The sequence below is a fragment of the Actinomycetospora corticicola genome, assembly GCF_013409505.1.
GTDB classification, from domain to species: Bacteria; Actinomycetota; Actinomycetes; order Mycobacteriales; family Pseudonocardiaceae; genus Actinomycetospora; species Actinomycetospora corticicola.
The window spans coordinates 2,368,280-2,384,914 of record NZ_JACCBN010000001.1 but is presented as its reverse complement, the minus strand read 5'-3'; the positions used below and the strand labels follow the sequence as shown (position 1 = coordinate 2,384,914).

At 74.4% G+C, this 16,635-nt stretch carries 15 protein-coding genes and 1 pseudogene; 9 read left to right on the top strand and 7 right to left on the bottom strand.

The window, feature by feature from the left end; all coding sequences use genetic code 11:
* The first annotated feature begins 195 nt into the window (after positions 1–195).
* Complete coding sequence (locus BJ983_RS11450; RefSeq protein ID WP_218890230.1) at positions 196–495, top strand: hypothetical protein; 300 nt, start codon at positions 196–198, stop codon at positions 493–495.
* A 133-nt stretch (positions 496–628) separates the two neighbouring features.
* The gene (locus tag BJ983_RS11445; RefSeq protein WP_246326097.1) at positions 629–1,852 is read left to right on the top strand and encodes a HAMP domain-containing sensor histidine kinase; all 1,224 of its coding nucleotides are present in this window, start codon (positions 629–631) and stop codon (positions 1,850–1,852) included.
* A gap of 164 nt (positions 1,853–2,016) precedes the next feature.
* Here the strand turns inward: BJ983_RS11445 and BJ983_RS11440 are convergent.
* The 3 genes and pseudogenes from BJ983_RS11440 to BJ983_RS11430 form a co-directional block, all read right to left on the bottom strand.
* Positions 2,017–3,210, bottom strand: a pseudogene (locus BJ983_RS11440) (HRDC domain-containing protein); the annotation flags it as partial.
* 53 nt (positions 3,211–3,263) lie between these two features.
* The gene (locus BJ983_RS11435) at positions 3,264–3,959 is read right to left on the bottom strand and encodes a response regulator (protein ID WP_179793904.1); all 696 of its coding nucleotides are present in this window, start codon (positions 3,957–3,959) and stop codon (positions 3,264–3,266) included.
* A 582-nt stretch (positions 3,960–4,541) separates the two neighbouring features.
* Positions 4,542–5,168 (bottom strand): DUF3000 family protein, encoded by a 627-nt coding sequence (locus BJ983_RS11430; protein ID WP_179793903.1) that lies wholly within the window; start codon positions 5,166–5,168, stop codon positions 4,542–4,544.
* 114 nt (positions 5,169–5,282) lie between these two features.
* Here BJ983_RS11430 and hemE point away from each other — a divergent pair, with 114 nt between their 5' ends.
* Genes hemE through BJ983_RS11405 form a run of 5 tightly spaced genes read left to right on the top strand, consistent with a single transcriptional unit; the run spans position 5,283 to position 10,719 of the window.
* Entirely contained in the window at positions 5,283–6,386 is a 1,104-nt protein-coding gene (hemE, locus tag BJ983_RS11425; protein WP_246325568.1) for a uroporphyrinogen decarboxylase, read from the top strand.
* Complete coding sequence (gene hemG / locus BJ983_RS11420; RefSeq protein ID WP_179793902.1) at positions 6,383–7,822, top strand: protoporphyrinogen oxidase; 1,440 nt, start codon at positions 6,383–6,385, stop codon at positions 7,820–7,822. The genes hemE and hemG overlap by 4 nt, the downstream gene beginning before the upstream one ends.
* 46 nt (positions 7,823–7,868) lie before the next feature.
* Complete coding sequence (gene hemQ, locus BJ983_RS11415) at positions 7,869–8,558, top strand: hydrogen peroxide-dependent heme synthase (protein WP_179793901.1); 690 nt, start codon at positions 7,869–7,871, stop codon at positions 8,556–8,558.
* Positions 8,555–9,295, top strand: coding sequence for an SDR family oxidoreductase (locus BJ983_RS11410; RefSeq protein ID WP_179793900.1), 741 nt, complete (start codon positions 8,555–8,557; stop codon positions 9,293–9,295). The genes hemQ and BJ983_RS11410 overlap by 4 nt, the downstream gene beginning before the upstream one ends.
* Before the next feature lie 41 nt (positions 9,296–9,336).
* Entirely contained in the window at positions 9,337–10,719 is a 1,383-nt protein-coding gene (locus BJ983_RS11405; protein ID WP_425484752.1) for a DUF2252 domain-containing protein, read from the top strand.
* Between the two features lie 34 nt (positions 10,720–10,753).
* On the opposite strand, the gene msrB is transcribed toward BJ983_RS11405, so the two are convergent.
* Both msrB and BJ983_RS11395 read right to left on the bottom strand, forming a co-directional pair.
* Positions 10,754–11,173 (bottom strand): peptide-methionine (R)-S-oxide reductase MsrB, encoded by a 420-nt coding sequence (msrB, locus tag BJ983_RS11400; protein WP_179793898.1) that lies wholly within the window; start codon positions 11,171–11,173, stop codon positions 10,754–10,756.
* A gap of 19 nt (positions 11,174–11,192) precedes the next feature.
* Positions 11,193–11,492, bottom strand: a complete 300-nt coding sequence (locus tag BJ983_RS11395) for a hypothetical protein (RefSeq protein ID WP_179793897.1) — start codon at positions 11,490–11,492, stop codon at positions 11,193–11,195.
* Positions 11,493–11,516: 24 nt separating this feature from the next.
* Between BJ983_RS11395 and ligD the strand changes: the two genes are divergently transcribed.
* On the top strand, positions 11,517–12,548 hold the full coding sequence (ligD, locus tag BJ983_RS11390) for a non-homologous end-joining DNA ligase (RefSeq protein WP_179793896.1): 1,032 nt from the start codon (positions 11,517–11,519) through the stop codon (positions 12,546–12,548).
* 18 nt (positions 12,549–12,566) lie between these two features.
* On the opposite strand, the gene BJ983_RS11385 is transcribed toward ligD, so the two are convergent.
* Positions 12,567–13,334: a PfkB family carbohydrate kinase gene (locus tag BJ983_RS11385; RefSeq protein WP_179793895.1), complete on the bottom strand. Its 768-nt coding sequence runs from the start codon at positions 13,332–13,334 to the stop codon at positions 12,567–12,569.
* Positions 13,335–13,536: 202 nt separating this feature from the next.
* On the opposite strand from BJ983_RS11385, the gene serA reads away from it, so the two are divergent.
* Positions 13,537–14,742: a phosphoglycerate dehydrogenase gene (gene serA, locus BJ983_RS11380; RefSeq protein WP_179793894.1), complete on the top strand. Its 1,206-nt coding sequence runs from the start codon at positions 13,537–13,539 to the stop codon at positions 14,740–14,742.
* An 18-nt stretch (positions 14,743–14,760) separates the two neighbouring features.
* Here serA and nhaA read toward each other — a convergent pair whose 3' ends face one another.
* The gene (nhaA, locus tag BJ983_RS11375) at positions 14,761–16,614 is read right to left on the bottom strand and encodes a Na+/H+ antiporter NhaA (protein ID WP_179793893.1); all 1,854 of its coding nucleotides are present in this window, start codon (positions 16,612–16,614) and stop codon (positions 14,761–14,763) included.
* Between the last annotated feature and the right edge of the window lie 21 nt (positions 16,615–16,635).

The window sequence follows — 16,635 nt, the reverse complement described above, 5'->3', positions numbered from 1 at the left end:
GGGACCCGAGGATGCCGCACCTGCCCGATCGGGCGCAGGGGAACACCTTTCCCGTCCACCATCACCCGATCGACGGAAGGGGTGTCGGAAAGCGTGTCCCGAGGATCCGGAGCCTCGTTCACTGCACGTATTCGGACACTGACTCCACGTGAGTGCCGAACAGCTCCCCACGAAAGGAACCTCATCGTGTCGATGATGCGCAAGGCCGTCCTCGCGTCCGCCCTGATCAGCTCGGGCCTCGTCTCCACCGCCGGCATGGCCATGGCGCACGAGCACGGCGGCGACACGGTGCAGAAGGGCCTCGTCAACTCCTCGGACTTCGCCCCGAACACCCCGGTCAACGTCTGCAACAACGACGTGCCGGTCAACGTCGGTGGCATCCAGGTCCCCGTGCAGGACAACGCCGTGGGCGTCCCCGTCGCCTCGAAGGCGCACGAGGGCAACGGCGCGGCCATCGCCAAGAGCTGCAAGTCCCCGATCCACGCGATCAACTAGTCGCGTCGTCACCCGGGCCCGGGCCGCACCCCCACGAGGGGCGCGACCCGGGCCCATGGCGTGCCGGGGGTGTGTGCCACCGGGCCACCTTCACCTCCCCGGTGCCCGACCGGTCGTAGGCTCTGCGACCGTGCTGCGCCGCGAGGACCGGACCGGGTCGCGCCCCGCGCGGGCCCGCCGTCGACGCGGGCCCGGCCTGCGGGTGCGCCTGACGCTGCTCGCCACCGGGCTGGTGGCGGCGGTGAGCGCCGTGCTGCTCTGGCTCGGCTGGATGCTCGTGGGCGAGGTCGCCGCGAGCCTGCCCACGCTCCCGCCGGGCACCCCGGTGCTGGTCGACGGCGTCTCCGTCCCGGCCGGGGAGATCGCCGCGGCGCTCGGGCACAGCGCGCGATCCGAGGTCCTGCAGGTCGGCTCGGTCGCCTTCGCGTTCGTGGTGCTCGCCGCGGCGCTGGTGTCCTGGGTGCTGACCGGGCACGTGCTGCAGCCGGTGCACGACGTCACCGCGACCGCCCGCCGGCTCTCCGCCGAGTCCCTCGACGCCCGGATCGACCTCGAGGGCCCGCGTGACGAGGTCGCCGAGCTCGCCGACACCTTCGACGAGATGCTCGACCGGCTGCAGGCCGCGTTCGACGCCCAGCGCCGGTTCGTCGCCAACGCCAGCCACGAGCTGCGCACCCCGCTGGCCGTGCTGCGCACCGAGATCGACGTGACGCTGGCCGACCCGGACGCCGACGTCGACGAGCTGCGCCGCATGGCGGGCGTCCTGCGGGACGCCACCAAGCGCGCCGAGGGGCTCGTCGACGGGTTGCTGCTGCTCGCCCGCACCGAGGCCGCCGAGCGCCGGGCCTCCGACGGCGACGAGCCGGTCGACCTCGACCTGGCCGCCCGCGGCGCGCTCGACGCGGTGCGCGCCGAGGTCGAGGCCCGCCGGTTGTCCGTGGAGATCGGTCCGGACGACGGGTCGGTCGGCCCGGGGGCGGTCGTCGTCGGCGACGCGGCGCTGCTGGAGCGGGTCGTGGGCAACCTCGTGGAGAACGCCGTGCGTCACAACGTCGACGGCGGCTGGATCACGGTGCGGACCGGGAGCGCCGAGGACCGGGTCGAGCTGGTCGTCGCCTCGTCCGGCCCGGTGCTCGACCCGGCCCGCGTCCCCGCCCTGTTCGAGCCGTTCCGCCGCGGGGCCGACCGGGTCGGCCCCGGCTCCGGGCTCGGCCTGTCGATCGTGCGCGCCGTCGTCCGCGCGCACGGCGGCACCGTCACCGCGGAGCCCGTCGAGGGCGGCGGGCTCGCGGTGCGGGTGGGTCTGCCCGGTCAGGTCTCCGGGTCGCTGAACACCGGCGTGACCGTCCCGACCTGAGCGGGCGTCCCGCCGTCCCCGGTCCCGGCCGTGTCCGTGGCACCGCCGCTGCTGGTGCTCCGGCGTCGTCGGCGACGCGGCGACCGACGGGGGCCGTCGGCGTCCTCCGCCGTGTCCCCGTCGCCGTTCCCGTTCCCGACGGCGGGGGTGGCCGCCGCGGGCGGGGCGGTCTCGGCGAGCGCGGCGACGAGCCCGGGCAGCGCGAGCTCCCGCTGCCAGGGCCGGGCACCACCCGTCGTCAGGAACGCCTCGACCGACGCCGCGTCGGCCGGGACCGGAGGGGTCCAGCAGAGGCGGCGGACGAGGTCGGGCTGCAGCAGGTTCTCCACCGGGGTGTCCCACTGCTCGCCGAGCGTGGCGAGGTGGGCGCGGGCGGCCGTGAGGCGTGCCGCGGCGTCGGGGTCCTTGTCGGCCCACCGGTTCACCGGCGGGGGACCGTCCCCGGCGGGGGAGGGGTCGGGCAGGTCCTCGGCCGGCAGGCCGCGTCCGGTCCGGACCGCGCGCCACCAGCGGTCGGCCAGCCGTCGCTGCCGGCTGCCGCGGAACACCGGCATCTCGGTCAGCGCGTCCTTGTCGGCGGGCTCGCGCAGCGCGGCGTCGACGATCGCGGCGTCGGGCAGCAGACGACCCGGGGCGACGTCGCGGGACTCGGCGAGCTCGTCGCGGGACTCCCACAACGCGCGGACCACCGCGAGCTGGCGCGGGCGGCGCACCTTGTGCAGCCCGGAGGTGCGGCGCCAGGGTTCCGCGCGCCGCGGCGGCGGACCGGCGAGGCGGACGGCCTCGAACTCCTGGCGGGCCCACTCGGCCTTGCCCTGCCGCTCGAGGTCGGCGGCCAGCAGGTCGCGCATCTCGACGAGGAGCTCGACGTCGAGCGCGGCGTAGACCAGCCAGTCGTCGGGCAGCGGGCGGGTCGACCAGTCCGCGGCGCCGTAGCCCTTGCGCAGGTGGACGCCGAGCAGGCGCTCGGCGAGCGGACCGAGGCCCACCCTCGGGTAGCCCGCGAGGCGGCCGGCCAGTTCGGTGTCGAAGAGGGCGTCGGGACGCATGCCGACCTCGGCGAGGCACGGCAGGTCCTGCGACGCGGCGTGGAGCACCCACTCGACGCCGCGCAGGGCGTCGCCGAGCAGGGAGAGATCGCCGTCGAGGGCGATCGGGTCGACGAGGGCACTGCCCGCACCCTCCCGGCGCAGCTGCACCAGGTAGGCCCGCGCGGAGTACCGGAAGCCCGAGGCCCGCTCGGCGTCGACGGCGACCGGACCGCTGCCCGCGGCCAGGTCGTCGGCGAGCGCCGAGAGGCGGTCCCGATCGGTGATGAGGTCGGGAACGCCGTCGGCGGGGGCGAGGAGCTCGGTGATCTCGTCACCGGTCTCCTCGCCCCCGTCGACGGGCTCCGGGGTCGCTGCGGTGCTCAGCGGATGACGCCGGCCCGCATGGCCAGCGCGACCATCTGGGCGCGGTCGCCCGTGCCGAGCTTGCGGCCGATCCGCGAGAGGTGGCTCTTGACCGTGAGGGCCGAGAGACTCAACGCCTCGCCGATCTCCTTGTTCGAGCGCCCGTCCGCCACGAGCTGCAGCACCTCGACCTCACGGGCCGAGAGCTCCCGTGGGGTGTTGTCGGTGGCCGGCACCCGGGTGCCCGCCGCCAGCAGCGGCGCGACCGAGGGGTCGGCGTAGAGGCCGCCCTCCAGCACGCGTCGGACGCCGTCGGTCACGATGCCCGGCGAGGCGGACTTGAGCAGATACGCCTGCGCCCCGGCCTGGAACGCCGCCCGCACCGCGGACGGGTCGTCCGAGGCGGCCAGCACCACGATCCGGTTCCAGCCCTGTGCCCGCAGCTCCGCGATCAGGTCCAGTCCGGACCCGTCCGGGAGTCCGAGGTCGAGGATCGCGAGATCGCACGGCCCGGAAGCGAGTGCCCTGGTGCGCGCCTCGGAGATCGAGGCGGCCTCGTGGACGGTGCCCGCGCCCATCGAGGTCAGTCGTTGCGCGATCGCCTCGCGCAACAGCGGGTGGTCGTCGACCACCAGCACCGAGAACATCTCTTCCCGCGGATGCGGGACCATGGCCGGTGGCAGCAGGCCACTCGCGACGCCGCGAAGTGCCATACCTGGGCCAACGGTAGCCACGTCAACTACCTCCCTGAAGTCGGTCTTGCCCCCCGACGGACGCACCGGGCTCCTCGGTGTCCGACCGCGCCGCCGAACGGCCGAGGAAGTGCGCCGCGAGAGAACATATCCCCCCTGGCGAGTTAACGAGAGCATTAGGGCCAACTTCGCTCGGTGGAGTTTCGCCCGATACGGCTTCTCGGTCACTCCACGGTGTGAGTGTCGCACTCTCCGTGTGCTACTGGTGACACTCTGTGTGATCGATGTGACTGTCCGTTGCTGAAGGCTCCGACCGGCGCAGCGCCGTTGCGCTCATCGGTCCAATCTCATCCTGGTAACGGACGCAACACGGCGGCAGCGTTCGGAGTCCGGTTCGTGACCCGCCCGCCGTCGGGCGTTCACCCGCCCTCCGCAACGCCCGCGGCGGGCGGGCGACCTGCGGAAAGGCCGGAAACGGCACCAGTGGTACCGGGAAACTGCTGAGAGTTCGCTGAATGGTGAACTGCCGTGGGTCCCGAGTTGAGACGCGAGAACCGTCGTCGTCTCGATCGCACACGGTTCCCGGGCCGCGCCCGGGCGGGCTCAGCCGAGCCGGCGGGCGCCGAGGGTCGCGACGCCGACCGGCGGCAGCCCGGCCGCCGTCGCGAGGACCGTCGTGAAGGCCGTGCCGTGCTCGGTCAGGTCGGCGGCGTCGACCCCGGTGTCGGTGCCGGTGTCGGTCCCGTCGGGGAGTACGGGCGTCCAGGAGGCGCGCAGCTCGAGGTCGCACACCTGGGCGGGCCCGGAGATGTCGCCGAAGCGCACCGACGAGGTCTGGGTGACGGTGCCGCCGACCGCCGTCGCGTGCGCCCCGGACTCCTCGAGCGCGCCCGTGAGCCACGACCACGCCACCTCGGGCAGCATCGGGTCGTTCGCGTGCTCGGGATCGAGCTCGGCGCGCACGAAGGTCACGAGCCGCAGGGTGCCGTCCCAGGCCTCCTGGCCCTCCGGGTCGTGCAGCAGGACGAGGCGTCCGGTGACGAGCACGTCCGGCTCCGGCTCGCCCGCCGGTGCCGCGGAGACCACCTCGGCGCTCCAGGCGGCCGACCAGGGCGCCAGGCGCTGCGGCGGGCGCATCTCGGCCAGCTCGATCTCGGGGCGGGGGCGCAGGGCGGCCAGCGACTCCACGGCCCGGCGGAACGTCTCGGGGGCGGTCGCGGGTGCACTCACCCGCCGGAGCGTAGGTCGCCCGCGCCGTGCGCGGGAGACCGACGCGCCGGGCGGCGCCACGCCGATCGGGCGGCCCGGCGGGGTGCGGTCGCGGGCTGGCAGACTGGGACCACCATGAGCGCGCCGACGCAGCCCGATCCCCACCCCGTCGCTCCGCTCGCCCCGGCGGGTCCGAGCGAACGCAGGCGCGCCCTGCCCGGATCGGCCTTCCTGACGGCGGCGCGGGGCGGGACGCCCGAGCACCTGCCGGTGTGGTTCCAGCGCCAGGCGGGCCGCTCGCTGCCGGAGTACCGGCGCGCCCGGCAGGGCACCGGGATGCTCGAGTCCTGCCTGACGCCCGACCTCGCCTGCGAGATCACGCTGCAGCCCGTCCGCCGCTACGGCGTGGACGCGGCGATCCTCTTCTCCGACATCGTGGTGCCGCTCAAGGTCGCGGGCATCGGGGTCGACATCGTCGCCGGCACCGGTCCGGTGATCGAGTCGCCGGTGCGCACCGCCGCGGACGTCGCGCGGCTGCGCCGGCTCGACCCGGCGCAGGCCGCCCCGGTCGCGGAGGCGGTCCGCCTGCTCATCGGCGAGCTGGGCGAGACGCCGCTGATCGGCTTCGCGGGTGCGCCCTTCACGCTCGCCTCCTACCTCGTCGAGGGCGGCCCGAGCCGCAACCACGAGCGCACCAAGGCGCTGATGCACGCCGAGCCCGCCACGTGGCACGCGCTGCTCGACCACCTCGCCGACCTCACGCTGACCTTCCTGCGTGTGCAGATCGAGGCCGGGGTGGACGCGGTCCAGCTGTTCGACTCGTGGGCCGGCGCGCTGTCCGAGCGCGACTACCGCGCCCTCGTGCTCCCGCACTCGACGAAGGTCCTCGAGGGCCTGGCCGACGCCGGGATCCCGCGCACGCACTTCGGCGTCGGCACCGGGGAGCTGCTCGGCGCGATGGGCGAGGCCGGCGCGGACGTCGTCGGCGTCGACTGGCGCATCCCGCTCGACGTCGCCGCCCGCCGGGCGCCCGGCAAGGTCCTGCAGGGCAACCTCGATCCGGCGGTGCTCTTCGCGGGCCCCGCCGTCGTCGAGTCCGAGGTGCGGCGCATCGTCGCCGAGGGCCACGCCGCCCCGGCCCACGTGTTCAACCTCGGCCACGGGGTGCTGCCGGAGACCGACCCGGACGCGCTGCTGCGCGTCGTCGAGACCGTGCACTCCCTGCCCGTCCGGGCGTGACCGGCCTTCCCGACGGCGGGTCCCCGCCCCGCGTCGTCGTGGTCGGCGGCGGGGTGAGCGGTCTCGCGGCCGCGCACCGGCTCCGCACGACCCTCGGCGACGCCGCGGAGATCGTCGTCCTCGAGTCCACCCGGGTGCTCGGCGGCAAGCTCGCGGCGGTCGAGCTCGGCGGGCTGCGGGTGGACGTCGGGGCGGAGGCGTTCCTCGCCCGCCGTCCGGAGGCCTCCGACCGGCTCGTCGAGCTCGGGCTGGCCGACGACCTCGTCCACCCGTCCGCGGCGTCGTCCGGGATCCGCGCCGGGGGCGCCACGCACGCGATGCCGAAGCGCACCGTGATGGGGGTCCCGGCCGACCCACCCGCCGTCGGGAGCCTGCTGTCCGACGCCGGACGGGCGGCGCTGACGGCCGACGACGAGCTCGGTCCGGTGACGTGGACCGGGGACGACAGCGTCGGCGGCCTGGTCCGGGCCCGGCTCGGGGACGAGGTCGCCGACCGGCTCGTCGACCCGCTGCTCGGCGGCGTGTACTCGGGGCGCGCGGACGCCCTCGGGATCCGCGCGACGGTGCCGGCGCTGGCCGCCGCCCTCGACCGGGACCCGTCGTCGCTCGTGGCCGCCGCGCGGGCCGCGCTCCCGGCCGGCACCACCCTCCCCGGCCCGGTGTTCGGGACGCTCCGCACCTCGCTCGCCGACCTCCCGCCCGCACTGGCCGTCGCGGCGCGGGCCGACGTCCGGCTCGCCCGGACGGTGACGTCCCTGGAGCGGCACGGGACGGGGTGGCGGGTGGTCGCCGCCGGACCGGCCGGGACCGAGGTCCTCGACGCGGACGCCGTGGTGCTCGCGGTGCCCGCCCCGGCCCTGCGGCGCCTGCTGGCCGACGTCGCCCCCGTGGCGGCCTCGGCCGCGGCGGGCATCGAGCTCGCGTCCTCCGCCGTCGTCGCGCTGGCCCTGCCGCCCGACACCGACCTCGGCGCCCGCTCCGGGGTGCTGATCGGCTCGGGGGAGCGGCGGCCGGACGGGACGCCGTGGACGATCAAGGCCGTCACCGTCTCGTCGGTGAAGTGGCCGCACCTCGTGGGGGAGGACGCGGTCGTGGTGCGGGCCTCGATCGGGCGCTTCGGGGAGAACGAGACGCTGCAGCGCGACGACGACGAGCTCGTCACCGCCGCCCGGGCCGACCTCGCCGTACTGTTGGACCTGCATGCGGAGCCCCTCGAGACCGTGGTGGCGCGCTGGGGCGGGGGGCTGCCGCAGTACGGCGTCGGGCACGGCGGGACGGTCGCGCGCCTGGAGTCGGCGCTGCCCGACGGGCTCGCCGTGGCGGGTGCGGCACTGCACGGGGTCGGCGTGCCGGCCTGCCTCGCGACCGGCGATGCCGCGGCCGCCCGGATCGCCGACCACGTCACCTCTCACGTGAGGGGAACCCTCGCGCCGTAGGAGCGCTGGGATCCTCCCCTCACGGCCGCGTGGCACGATGGAGGGCGTGGCCAGGCTGAACTACGACGAGCTGAACTCGACGATCCGCTACGCCATGTGGTCGGTGTTCCGCACCGACCAGGCGAAGCTGGGCGAGGACCGGCGCACCGCCGCCGAGGAGTTCGCCGCCGTGATCGACGAGCAGGAGTCCAAGGACGTCGTCGTGCGCGGGGTGTACGACCTCGCGGGCATGCGCGCCGACGCCGACTGGATGGTCTGGACACACGCGAAGGACGTCGAGGCGCTCCAGGCGACCTACACCGCGCTGCGCCGCACGGCCCTCGGGCGGGCGTCCGAGCCGGTCTGGTCGAACACCGCGCTGCACCGCCCGGCGGAGTTCAACAAGAGCCACGTCCCGGCGTTCATCGCGGGGGAGGAGCCGAAGGGCTACCTCTGCCTCTACCCCTTCGTGCGCTCGTTGGACTGGTACCTGCTGCCCGACCCGGAGCGGCGCCAGATGCTGGCCGACCACGGCAAGGCCGCCCGGGGTTACGCCGACGTCCGCGCCAACACCGTGCCCGCGTTCGCGCTGGGCGACTACGAGTGGATCCTCGCCTTCGAGGCCGACGAGCTCGACCGCATCGTCGACCTGATGCGTGACCTGCGCGCCACCGAGGCCCGCCGCCACGTGCGCGAGGAGACGCCGTTCTTCACCGGCCCGCGGGTCGAGCCCGGCGCCCTGCTCGCGCTGTCGTGACGGGCGTCGTCGCGGGCACCCGCGTCGTCGTCACCGGCGCCAGCCGCGGGATCGGGCGGGCCGAGGCGCTCGCCCTGGCCGCCGAGGGCGCCCGCGTGGTCGTGGGCTACGGCCGCAGCGCGGACGCGGCCGACGCCGTCGTCGCGGAGATCACCGACGCCGGCGGCGAGGCCCACGCCGTGGCGGCCGACATGGCCGACCCGGCGGCGGTCACCGCCCTCATGGACCGGGCCGCCGAACTGCTCGGTGGCATCGACGTGCTGGTGTCGAACGCGGGCATCGAGCACTTCGGGGCGCTCGGCACGATCACGGCCGAGGAGTTCGACCACGTCTTCGCCGTGAACACCCGCGGGCAGCTCCTCGCCGTCCAGGCCGCCGCGGCGCACATGGGCTCGGGCGGGCGCATCGTGTGCACCTCCTCGATCGCCGCCTCCACCCCGGTCCCCGGCCACGCGCTCTACGCCGGGTCGAAGGCCGCGGTCGAGGCGATGGTGAAGGTCCTCGCGCTCGACCTCGTCCCGCGCGGCATCACGATCAACGCGATCGCGCCCGGCGGGACCACGAGCGACATGTCGGCCGAGAACGGCAAGCACTACGACAACGACCTCGCGCCGATCGCGTGGCCGATGGGTCGCTACGGCGAGCCGGAGGACATCACGCCGCTGGTGCGCTTCCTCGCCTCGCCCGAGAGCGGCTGGATGACCGGCCAGACGCTGCGCATCTCCGGCGGACAGTAGGGGAGTTCCCGGGGCGGATCGGGCGCGACAGGATGGCGCCCGTGACCCAGCACGTCGAGACCGGGCCCGCCGAGACCGCGCAGGCCGACCTGTCCGCCCTCGCCATCGACGACGACGAGGCCCGCACCGGGTTCATCGTCGACACCCTCACCGACGCCTTCGCCGACCTCATGACGGCGAGCCCCGCCGCGTTCCGCAGCAAGTTCCGGAAGATGGCGGGCGACCCGTTCGCCTTCTACCGCGGCAGCGCGTGCCTGTTCTACGCCGACGTGGTGCGGCTGGACGACCCGTGGGCCGACGAGCGGACGTCGCGGGTGTGGATCCAGGGCGACCTGCACGCCGAGAACTTCGGCACCTACATGGACGGCGACGGCGCGCTCGTCTTCGCCCTGAACGACTTCGACGAGGCCTACCTCGGGGCCTTCACCTGGGATCTGCGCCGGCTCGTGGCGAGCGTGGCGCTGCTGGGGTGGTCGAAGGCGTTCTCCGACGAGACGGTGTCGGCGCTCGTCACGACGTACGTGCGTGCCTACCTCGCGGCCCTGCGCTCCTTCCACGGCAACGCGGGCGAGCTGGACCACGCCCTACGCCGCTCCGGCACCGACGGTGCGGTCCGGGCGGCCCTGCAGCGATCCCGGGAGTCGAGCCGGGAGGCGCTCCTCGCCCGGATCACCGAGATCGAGGGCGACGACCGCGTCTTCCGGTCCGGCCCGGGCGTCCGGCGGCTCGACGACGCCGAGCGCGCGGAGGTGGTCGAGGCGTTCGGCCGCTACCTGGACACGATCCCGGCCGACAAGCGCCTGCCCGACGTCGCCTACGAGGTCGTCGACGTGGTCGGCCGCAGCGGCTTCGGGATCGGCAGCGCCGGCCTGCCCGCCTACAACGTGCTGATCGAGGGCTTCAACGAGGCGCTCGACAACGACGTCGTCATCAGCATGAAGCAGGCCGTGGTGGCGGCACCGAGTCGCGTGGTCACCGACGAGCGGGTCGCGTCGGCCTTCGTCCACCACGGCCAGCGCACCGCCCTGTCGCAGCGGGCCCTGCAGGCCCACGCGGACCGGCTGCTCGGCTGGACCGAGCTGCGCGGGGTCGGCTACGTCGTCTCCGAGCTCTCCCCGTACGAGGCCGACCTGGACTGGGACGACGTCACCGAGCCCGCCGACGTCGACGCCGTGCTCCGCTACCTCGGGCACGCCACCGCCCGCGCGCACGCGGTGGCCGACCGCGACGCCGAGGACGCCGATCTCGTCGGCTTCCAGGTGGAGGACGCGGTGCTGGAGGTCGTGTCGGGCCGTGAGGACGAGTTCGTCGCCGACCTGGTCGGGTTCGCGCACGCCTACGCGCGGGTGGTGCGCGACGACCACCGTCGGTTCGTCGAGGCGTTCCGGTCCGACCGCATCCCCGGCGTCAGCGGCACCGCCTGACGCCGGGACCCGTCGTCGGGATGAGTGCTCGGGATCAGGCCTTCGGCTCGAGCCGGAGCGAGACCGAGTTCATGCAGTAGCGGTCGTCGGTGGGGGTCCCGTAGCCCTCGCCGTGGAAGACGTGGCCGAGGTGCGAGTGGCAGGTGCCGCACAGCACCTCGACCCGCCGCATCCCCATGGCGTTGTCCTCGCGCAGGATCACGTTGTCGTCCGCGGAGGGGGCGTAGAACGACGGCCACCCGCAGTGGCTCGCGAACTTCGTGTCCGAGCGGAAGAGCTCCGCGTCGCACGCCCGGCAGTGGTAGACGCCCTCGGTGAAGACCTCGTCGTACTCCCCGGTGAAGGGACGTTCGGTGCCCGCCCGGCGCAGCACCTGGTACTCCTCGGGCGAGAGCTGCTCCCGCCACTCGGCGTCGGACTTCTCGACCTTCGGCTTGCCGATCGCACTGCTCATGCGTCCAGGCTAATACGGCTCAGGACAGGTAGGAGGCCATCACGAACTCCAGCACCCCGTAGATCACGTAGCCCGCCCCGAGCAGGACGAGGACCACGAGCAGCCATGCCGCCCACCGCTGCAGGCCGCCGATGCGGTTGGCCGACTCGGCGAAGTCCCGCACGCCGTTCAGCTCGCCCTCGACGGTGAACATCGGCCGCACGCGTTCCATGCGGTCGAGGTGCTCGGCGAAGGCGCGCGCCTCCGGGTCCTCGGGGTCGAGGCCGACGAGGTCGTCGTGGAACCGGCGCGCCGGATCCGGACGAGCAGCCCAGGTCATGGCCTCACGGTAACCTCCGCAGCCGTGGCGCGGTCGGCGGCGGTGGAAATCGAGGTCTCCGGACGCGAGGTCCGTGTGTCCAACCCCGACAAGATCTACTTCCCGGAGCCGGGGATCACGAAGCGCCAGGTGGTGGAGTACTACGTCGGCGTCGCGGAGCCGCTGCTCGGGGTGCTGCGCGACCGGCCGACCCACCTCAAGCGGTTCGTCGACGGCGTGACCGGCGAGTTCTTCTACCAGAAGCGTCTCGCCAAGGGCGCGCCCGACTACGTCGAGACGGTGCAGGTGCGCTTCCCCTCCGGGCGCGGCGCCGACGTCCTGTGCCCGACCGAGCCCGCGGTCCTCGCGTGGGCGGCCAACCTCGGCACGTTCGACTTCCACCCGTGGCCGGTGCGCCGGCCGCAGGTCGACGCGCCCGACGAGCTGCGCATCGACCTCGACCCGCAGCCGGGCACCGACTTCGCCGACGCGGCCGTCGTCGCCGCGACCCTGCGCGAGGTGCTCGCCGACGCCGGGCTCGTCGGCTGGCCGAAGACCTCCGGCGGGCGCGGGATCCACGTGACGGTCCCGATCCGGGCCGAGTGGGACTTCGTCGCGGTCCGCCGGTGCGTCATCGCGATCGGCCGCGAGGTCTGCCGGCGACTGCCCGACGCGGCGACCGTCGACTGGTGGAAGGAGGAGCGCGGCGAGCGCGTCTTCCTGGACTACAACCAGGCCGCCCGGGACCGGACCATCGCGTCCGCCTGGTCGGTGCGCGGGACGCCGCGGGCGACCGTCTCCTTCCCCCTGACCTGGGCCGACCTCCCCGACGTCGAGCCGGACGACTTCACCGTGCTCACCGTGCCGGGTCTCCACGCCGAGCGCGGCGACGCGCACGCGGGGCTGCACGACGACCCGGCCGGCCTCGAGACGGTGCTGGAGTGGGTCGAGCGCGACCAGCGCGACCACGGCCTCGGCGACCAGCCATACCCGCCGGAGTACCCCAAGATGCCCGGCGAGCCGAAGCGGGTGCAGCCGTCGAAGTCCCGCGCGGACACGACCGGCAAGCAGGTCTGACCGGCCGGCTCGGTCGGCTCAGTCGTCCAGCGCGGCCTGCAGCGCGTCCCCGTCGGGCAGGCTCGACCGACCTCCGGGAGCGCCCACGGCGAGACCTGCCGCGACGACCGCGACCTCCAGCGCGTCGGTCAGCTCCTCGCCGGCCGCGAGCAGGAGGGCGAGCGCCCCGAGCAGCGCGCTCTTCGCGCCGGTGGGGTCGACGGCCCGGACCGGGTGTGCCGGGAGCCGCCGCACCCGCCCGTCGGCCGCGAGCAGCACCCCCTCGGCCCCGAGGGTCACGACGACGGGTGCGCCGCTCCAGGAGTGCAGCGTCGCGGCGGCCTCGGCGGGCGCCCGGTCCGGGACCTCCGGCCCCGCGCCGCGGCGCACCAGGTCGGCGAGCTCCCCGGCGTCCGGGGTCAGCACGGCCCCGAGGTCGAGCAGGCCGATGACCGTGGGGATCACGGGGTCCGGGTCGAGCACACACGGGACCTGCCGCTGGGCCGCCGTGCCCACCGCGGCCGCCACGACGGCTGCCGAGACGTCGGTGCCGACCAGCACGGCGCCCAGGCCCCCGATGGCCTCCAGGGTGTGCCGAACGGGGTCCGCGTCGAGGTGGTCCGCCGTGCTCACCGCGGCGACGTCGACCCCCTCGGCGGCGAGGTCACCGACCTGCCGCTCGTCGCCGGCGTGACCCACCAGCCGGACGTCCGCCCCCAGCCGGGCCGCCGCGACGGCCGCGTCGGCGAGGGCACCGGGCACGGCGCCGACCACGGCGACGACGGGGGCACCACCGGGTTCGCTCACGAGCGGTGATCCTGTCCCGGTCGGGCGGCCCCTGTCATGATCGCCGAGCATCTGCCGCGGCCGGTCGACCCGACCCGCCGTCGGGAAGGCCCGGCGGGAACGTGACCTGCGTCGCGTCCGCTGCGCCCTTTCGCCCGGTCAGCGCCCCGTACTGATGCGTAGGGGGCCGACAGGGGCGGCAGACCGGCCTAGGGTGCTCCGGGTGAAGGTGCTCCTGCTCGAGAACATCCACCCGACCGCTGCCGAGGCGTTCCGCCGCGCCGGGCTCGAGGTCGACGCGCGGCCCGGGTCCCTGTCCGGTGCCGAGCTCGTCGACGCGCTCGAGGGGGTGTCCCTGCTCGGGATCCGCTCCAACACCACCGTCACCGCCGAGGTGCTCGACGCCGGCAAGGACCTGCTCGCGGTCGGCTGCTTCTGCATCGGGACCAACCAGGTCGACCTCGCCTCCGCCGCCCAGCGCGGGATCGCGGTGTTCAACGCGCCGTTCTCCAACACCCGCAGCGTCGTCGAGCTCGTCCTCGGCGAGATCATCGCGCTCGCGCGGCGGCTCACCGAGAAGACCCAGCGCATGCACGAGGGCATCTGGGACAAGTCGGCCAAGGGCAGCCACGAGATCCGCCGTCGCACGCTCGGCATCGTCGGCTACGGCAACATCGGCACCCAGCTGTCGAACGTCGCCGAGGCCGTCGGCCTCCGGGTGATCTTCTTCGACACCGCCGACCGTCTCGCGCACGGCAACGCGACCCGGGTGGGCTCGCTGGAGGAGCTGCTCGCCGAGGCGGACGTGGTCAGCCTCCACGTCGACGGCCGGCCCGGGAACGCGGGCCTGTTCGGCGCCGAGCAGTTCGCCGCGATGAAGCCACGGTCGATCTTCATCAACGCCTCGCGCGGCATGGTCGTCGACTACGACGCCCTGCGCGAGTGCATCCTCTCCGGGCACGTCGCGGGCGCGGCGATCGACGTGTTCCCGGTGGAGCCGAAGGCCCAGGGTGACGCGTTCGAGTCGCCGCTGAGGGGCCTCGACAACGTCATCCTCACCCCGCACGTCGGCGGCTCGACCGCCGAGGCGCAGGAGGAGATCGGGCACTTCGTGTCCACCAAGCTCCTGGGCTTCGTGGGTGGCGGGTCGACCGCGCTGTCGGTCAACCTCCCCGAGGTCATGCCGCCGAACCCGCCCGGGGCCTACCGGATGGGCTACCTGCACTCCAGCGAGCCGGGTGTCCTCGCCGGCCTGAACAAGCTGCTCGCGGACAGCGGCGCCAACGTCATCGGGCAGGCACTGTCCACCCGCGGGGAGCAGGGCTACGTCGTCACCGACACCGACAAGCCGCTCGCCGAGCACGTGCTCACCGAGCTGAACCGGGCCCCGCAGACCCTGTGGCTCCGGTTCTGGGAGCCGCAGGTCTGAGTCCTCCGGAGCCGGGTCTCACCGGCTCGCCGCGGCCTCCATCGCCTCCAGCGCGGCGATGAGGGTCGCGGCGTCGTGCGGCCCCTCGAGGCGCTGCGGGGTCCGGCCGGTGACCCCGAGGAAGAACGTCGGGGTGCCGGGCAGCTCGCTGGTCCGTGCGTCGATCTCGTCGTCGGAGACCCGGTTGGCGGTGTCGCCGTCGCGCAGGTCCTCCTCGAGCCGGTCCTGGTCGAGGCCGAGCGCCGTGGCGTGCGCGTAGAGGCTGTCGCGGTCGAGCGCGTCGGCGTGGGCGAAGAAGTGGTCGTGCGCCTCCCAGAACCGGCCCTGCTCGGCGGCCGCCTCGGCGAACTCGGCCGCCTGCTGCGCATCGGGGTGGTACTCGTGCAGCGGGAAGTGCCGGAAGACGTAGCGCAGCCGGTCGCCGAAGTGCTCCCGGACCTGCCGGATGCCGCCGGTCGCCTTCCCGCAGAACGGGCACTCGAAGTCGGCGTACTCGACGATCGTCAGCGGGGCGTCGACCGGTCCGCGGATGTGGTCCCGCTTCGGGTCGACCGGGCGGAGCAGGTCGAGGGACGGACCCTCGGGCTGCGGGGCGGCCTTGAACACCACGGTGCCGAGCACCAGCGCGAGCGCCGAGGCGGCCAGCACGCCGATGCGGGCCTGGTCGGCCAGCGCCGGCTCGTCGGCGAGCGCGAGGTCGACGATGAAGAGCGAGATCGTGAACCCGATCCCGGAGAGCGCCGCCCCGCCCGCGACCTGCGGCATGGTCAGCCCGGGCGGCAGCTTCCGCCTGAGCAGCGCGGTGGCCCCGCTGATCCCGATGAACTTCCCGACGACGAGGCCGAGGACGATGCCCCAGGTCAGCGGCGAGGTCGCGGCGGCGGCCAGGGTCTCGCCGTCGAGCGCGACACCCGCGTTGGCCAGGGCGAACAGCGGCACGATGATGAACGCCGTGTAGGGCTGGAAGAGCTGCATGAGGCGTTCGTTGACGCTCACCGCCCGGTCCAGCCCGAGCCGCGCGGTGCGGGCGTACTCCGGGTTCGGTGACTGCCGGAACCGGCGCGTGAGCTCCGCGGCCCGCTCCACCTCGCGGCGCCGCGGCGGGTAGACCGGCAGCAGCAGGGCGATCAGGACCCCGGCGAGCGTCGCGTGCACGCCCGACTCGTGCAGCGCCACCCACGTCACCAGCGACACCACGAGGTAGCCCCCGCCGCGCCAGACCTGCAGGCGGCGCAGCTGCCACACCGCGGCGAGCCCCACGACCGCGACCAGCAGCGGGATCCAGTGGAGCTCGTCGGTGTAGACCAGCGCGATGATCGCGAGCGCCCCGACGTCGTCGGCGACCGCGAGCGTCAGCAGGAAGATCCGGAGCCGCTCGGCCCGCCCCGGCCCGACGACGGCGAGCGCCCCCAGCAGGAACGCGGTGTCGGTGGAGATGACCACGCCCCACGCGGCGGCCGCCGGTCCCGACGGGTTCAGCAGCAGGAACAGCACCGCCGGCAGGGCCAGCCCGGCGATCGCCGCCGCGAGCGGGACCGCGGCCTGCGACCGGTCGCGCAGCTCCCCGATCGCCAGTTCCCGCTTGACCTCCAGCCCGATGACGAAGAAGAACAGCGCCATCAGGCCGTCGTTGACCCAGTGCTGCAGGTCGAGGTCGATGCCCGTCCCGGCGATCGAGATCGCGATGTGGCCGTGCCAGAAGACGTCGTAGGTCCAGCCCCACGGCGAGTTGGCCCAGATGAGGGCGAGCAGCGTCGCGACCAGCAGGAACACCGCGGCGAGGGTCTCCGACGAGTCGCCCCGCCGGGCTTCGGCGATGCGTTCGAGGACCCCGTGGAAGCGGCTGGGTCCGCGCAGGGTGGTATCGGTCATCGAGCATGAGTCTTCCCGACG

Bases quoted from the DNA above. Each gene is read 5' to 3' on its own strand.
- BJ983_RS11450 (WP_218890230.1), top strand. From the start codon at position 196: ATGCGCAAGGCCGTCCTCGCGTCCGCCCTGATCAGCTCGGGCCTCGTC.
- BJ983_RS11435 (WP_179793904.1), bottom strand. From the start codon at position 3,959: ATGGCACTTCGCGGCGTCGCGAGTGGCCTGCTGCCACCGGCCATGGTC.
- hemE (WP_246325568.1), top strand. From the start codon at position 5,283: ATGAGCGCGCCGACGCAGCCCGATCCCCACCCCGTCGCTCCGCTCGCC.
- msrB (WP_179793898.1), bottom strand. From the start codon at position 11,173: ATGAGCAGTGCGATCGGCAAGCCGAAGGTCGAGAAGTCCGACGCCGAG.
- BJ983_RS11395 (WP_179793897.1), bottom strand. From the start codon at position 11,492: ATGACCTGGGCTGCTCGTCCGGATCCGGCGCGCCGGTTCCACGACGAC.
- nhaA (WP_179793893.1), bottom strand. From the start codon at position 16,614: ATGACCGATACCACCCTGCGCGGACCCAGCCGCTTCCACGGGGTCCTC.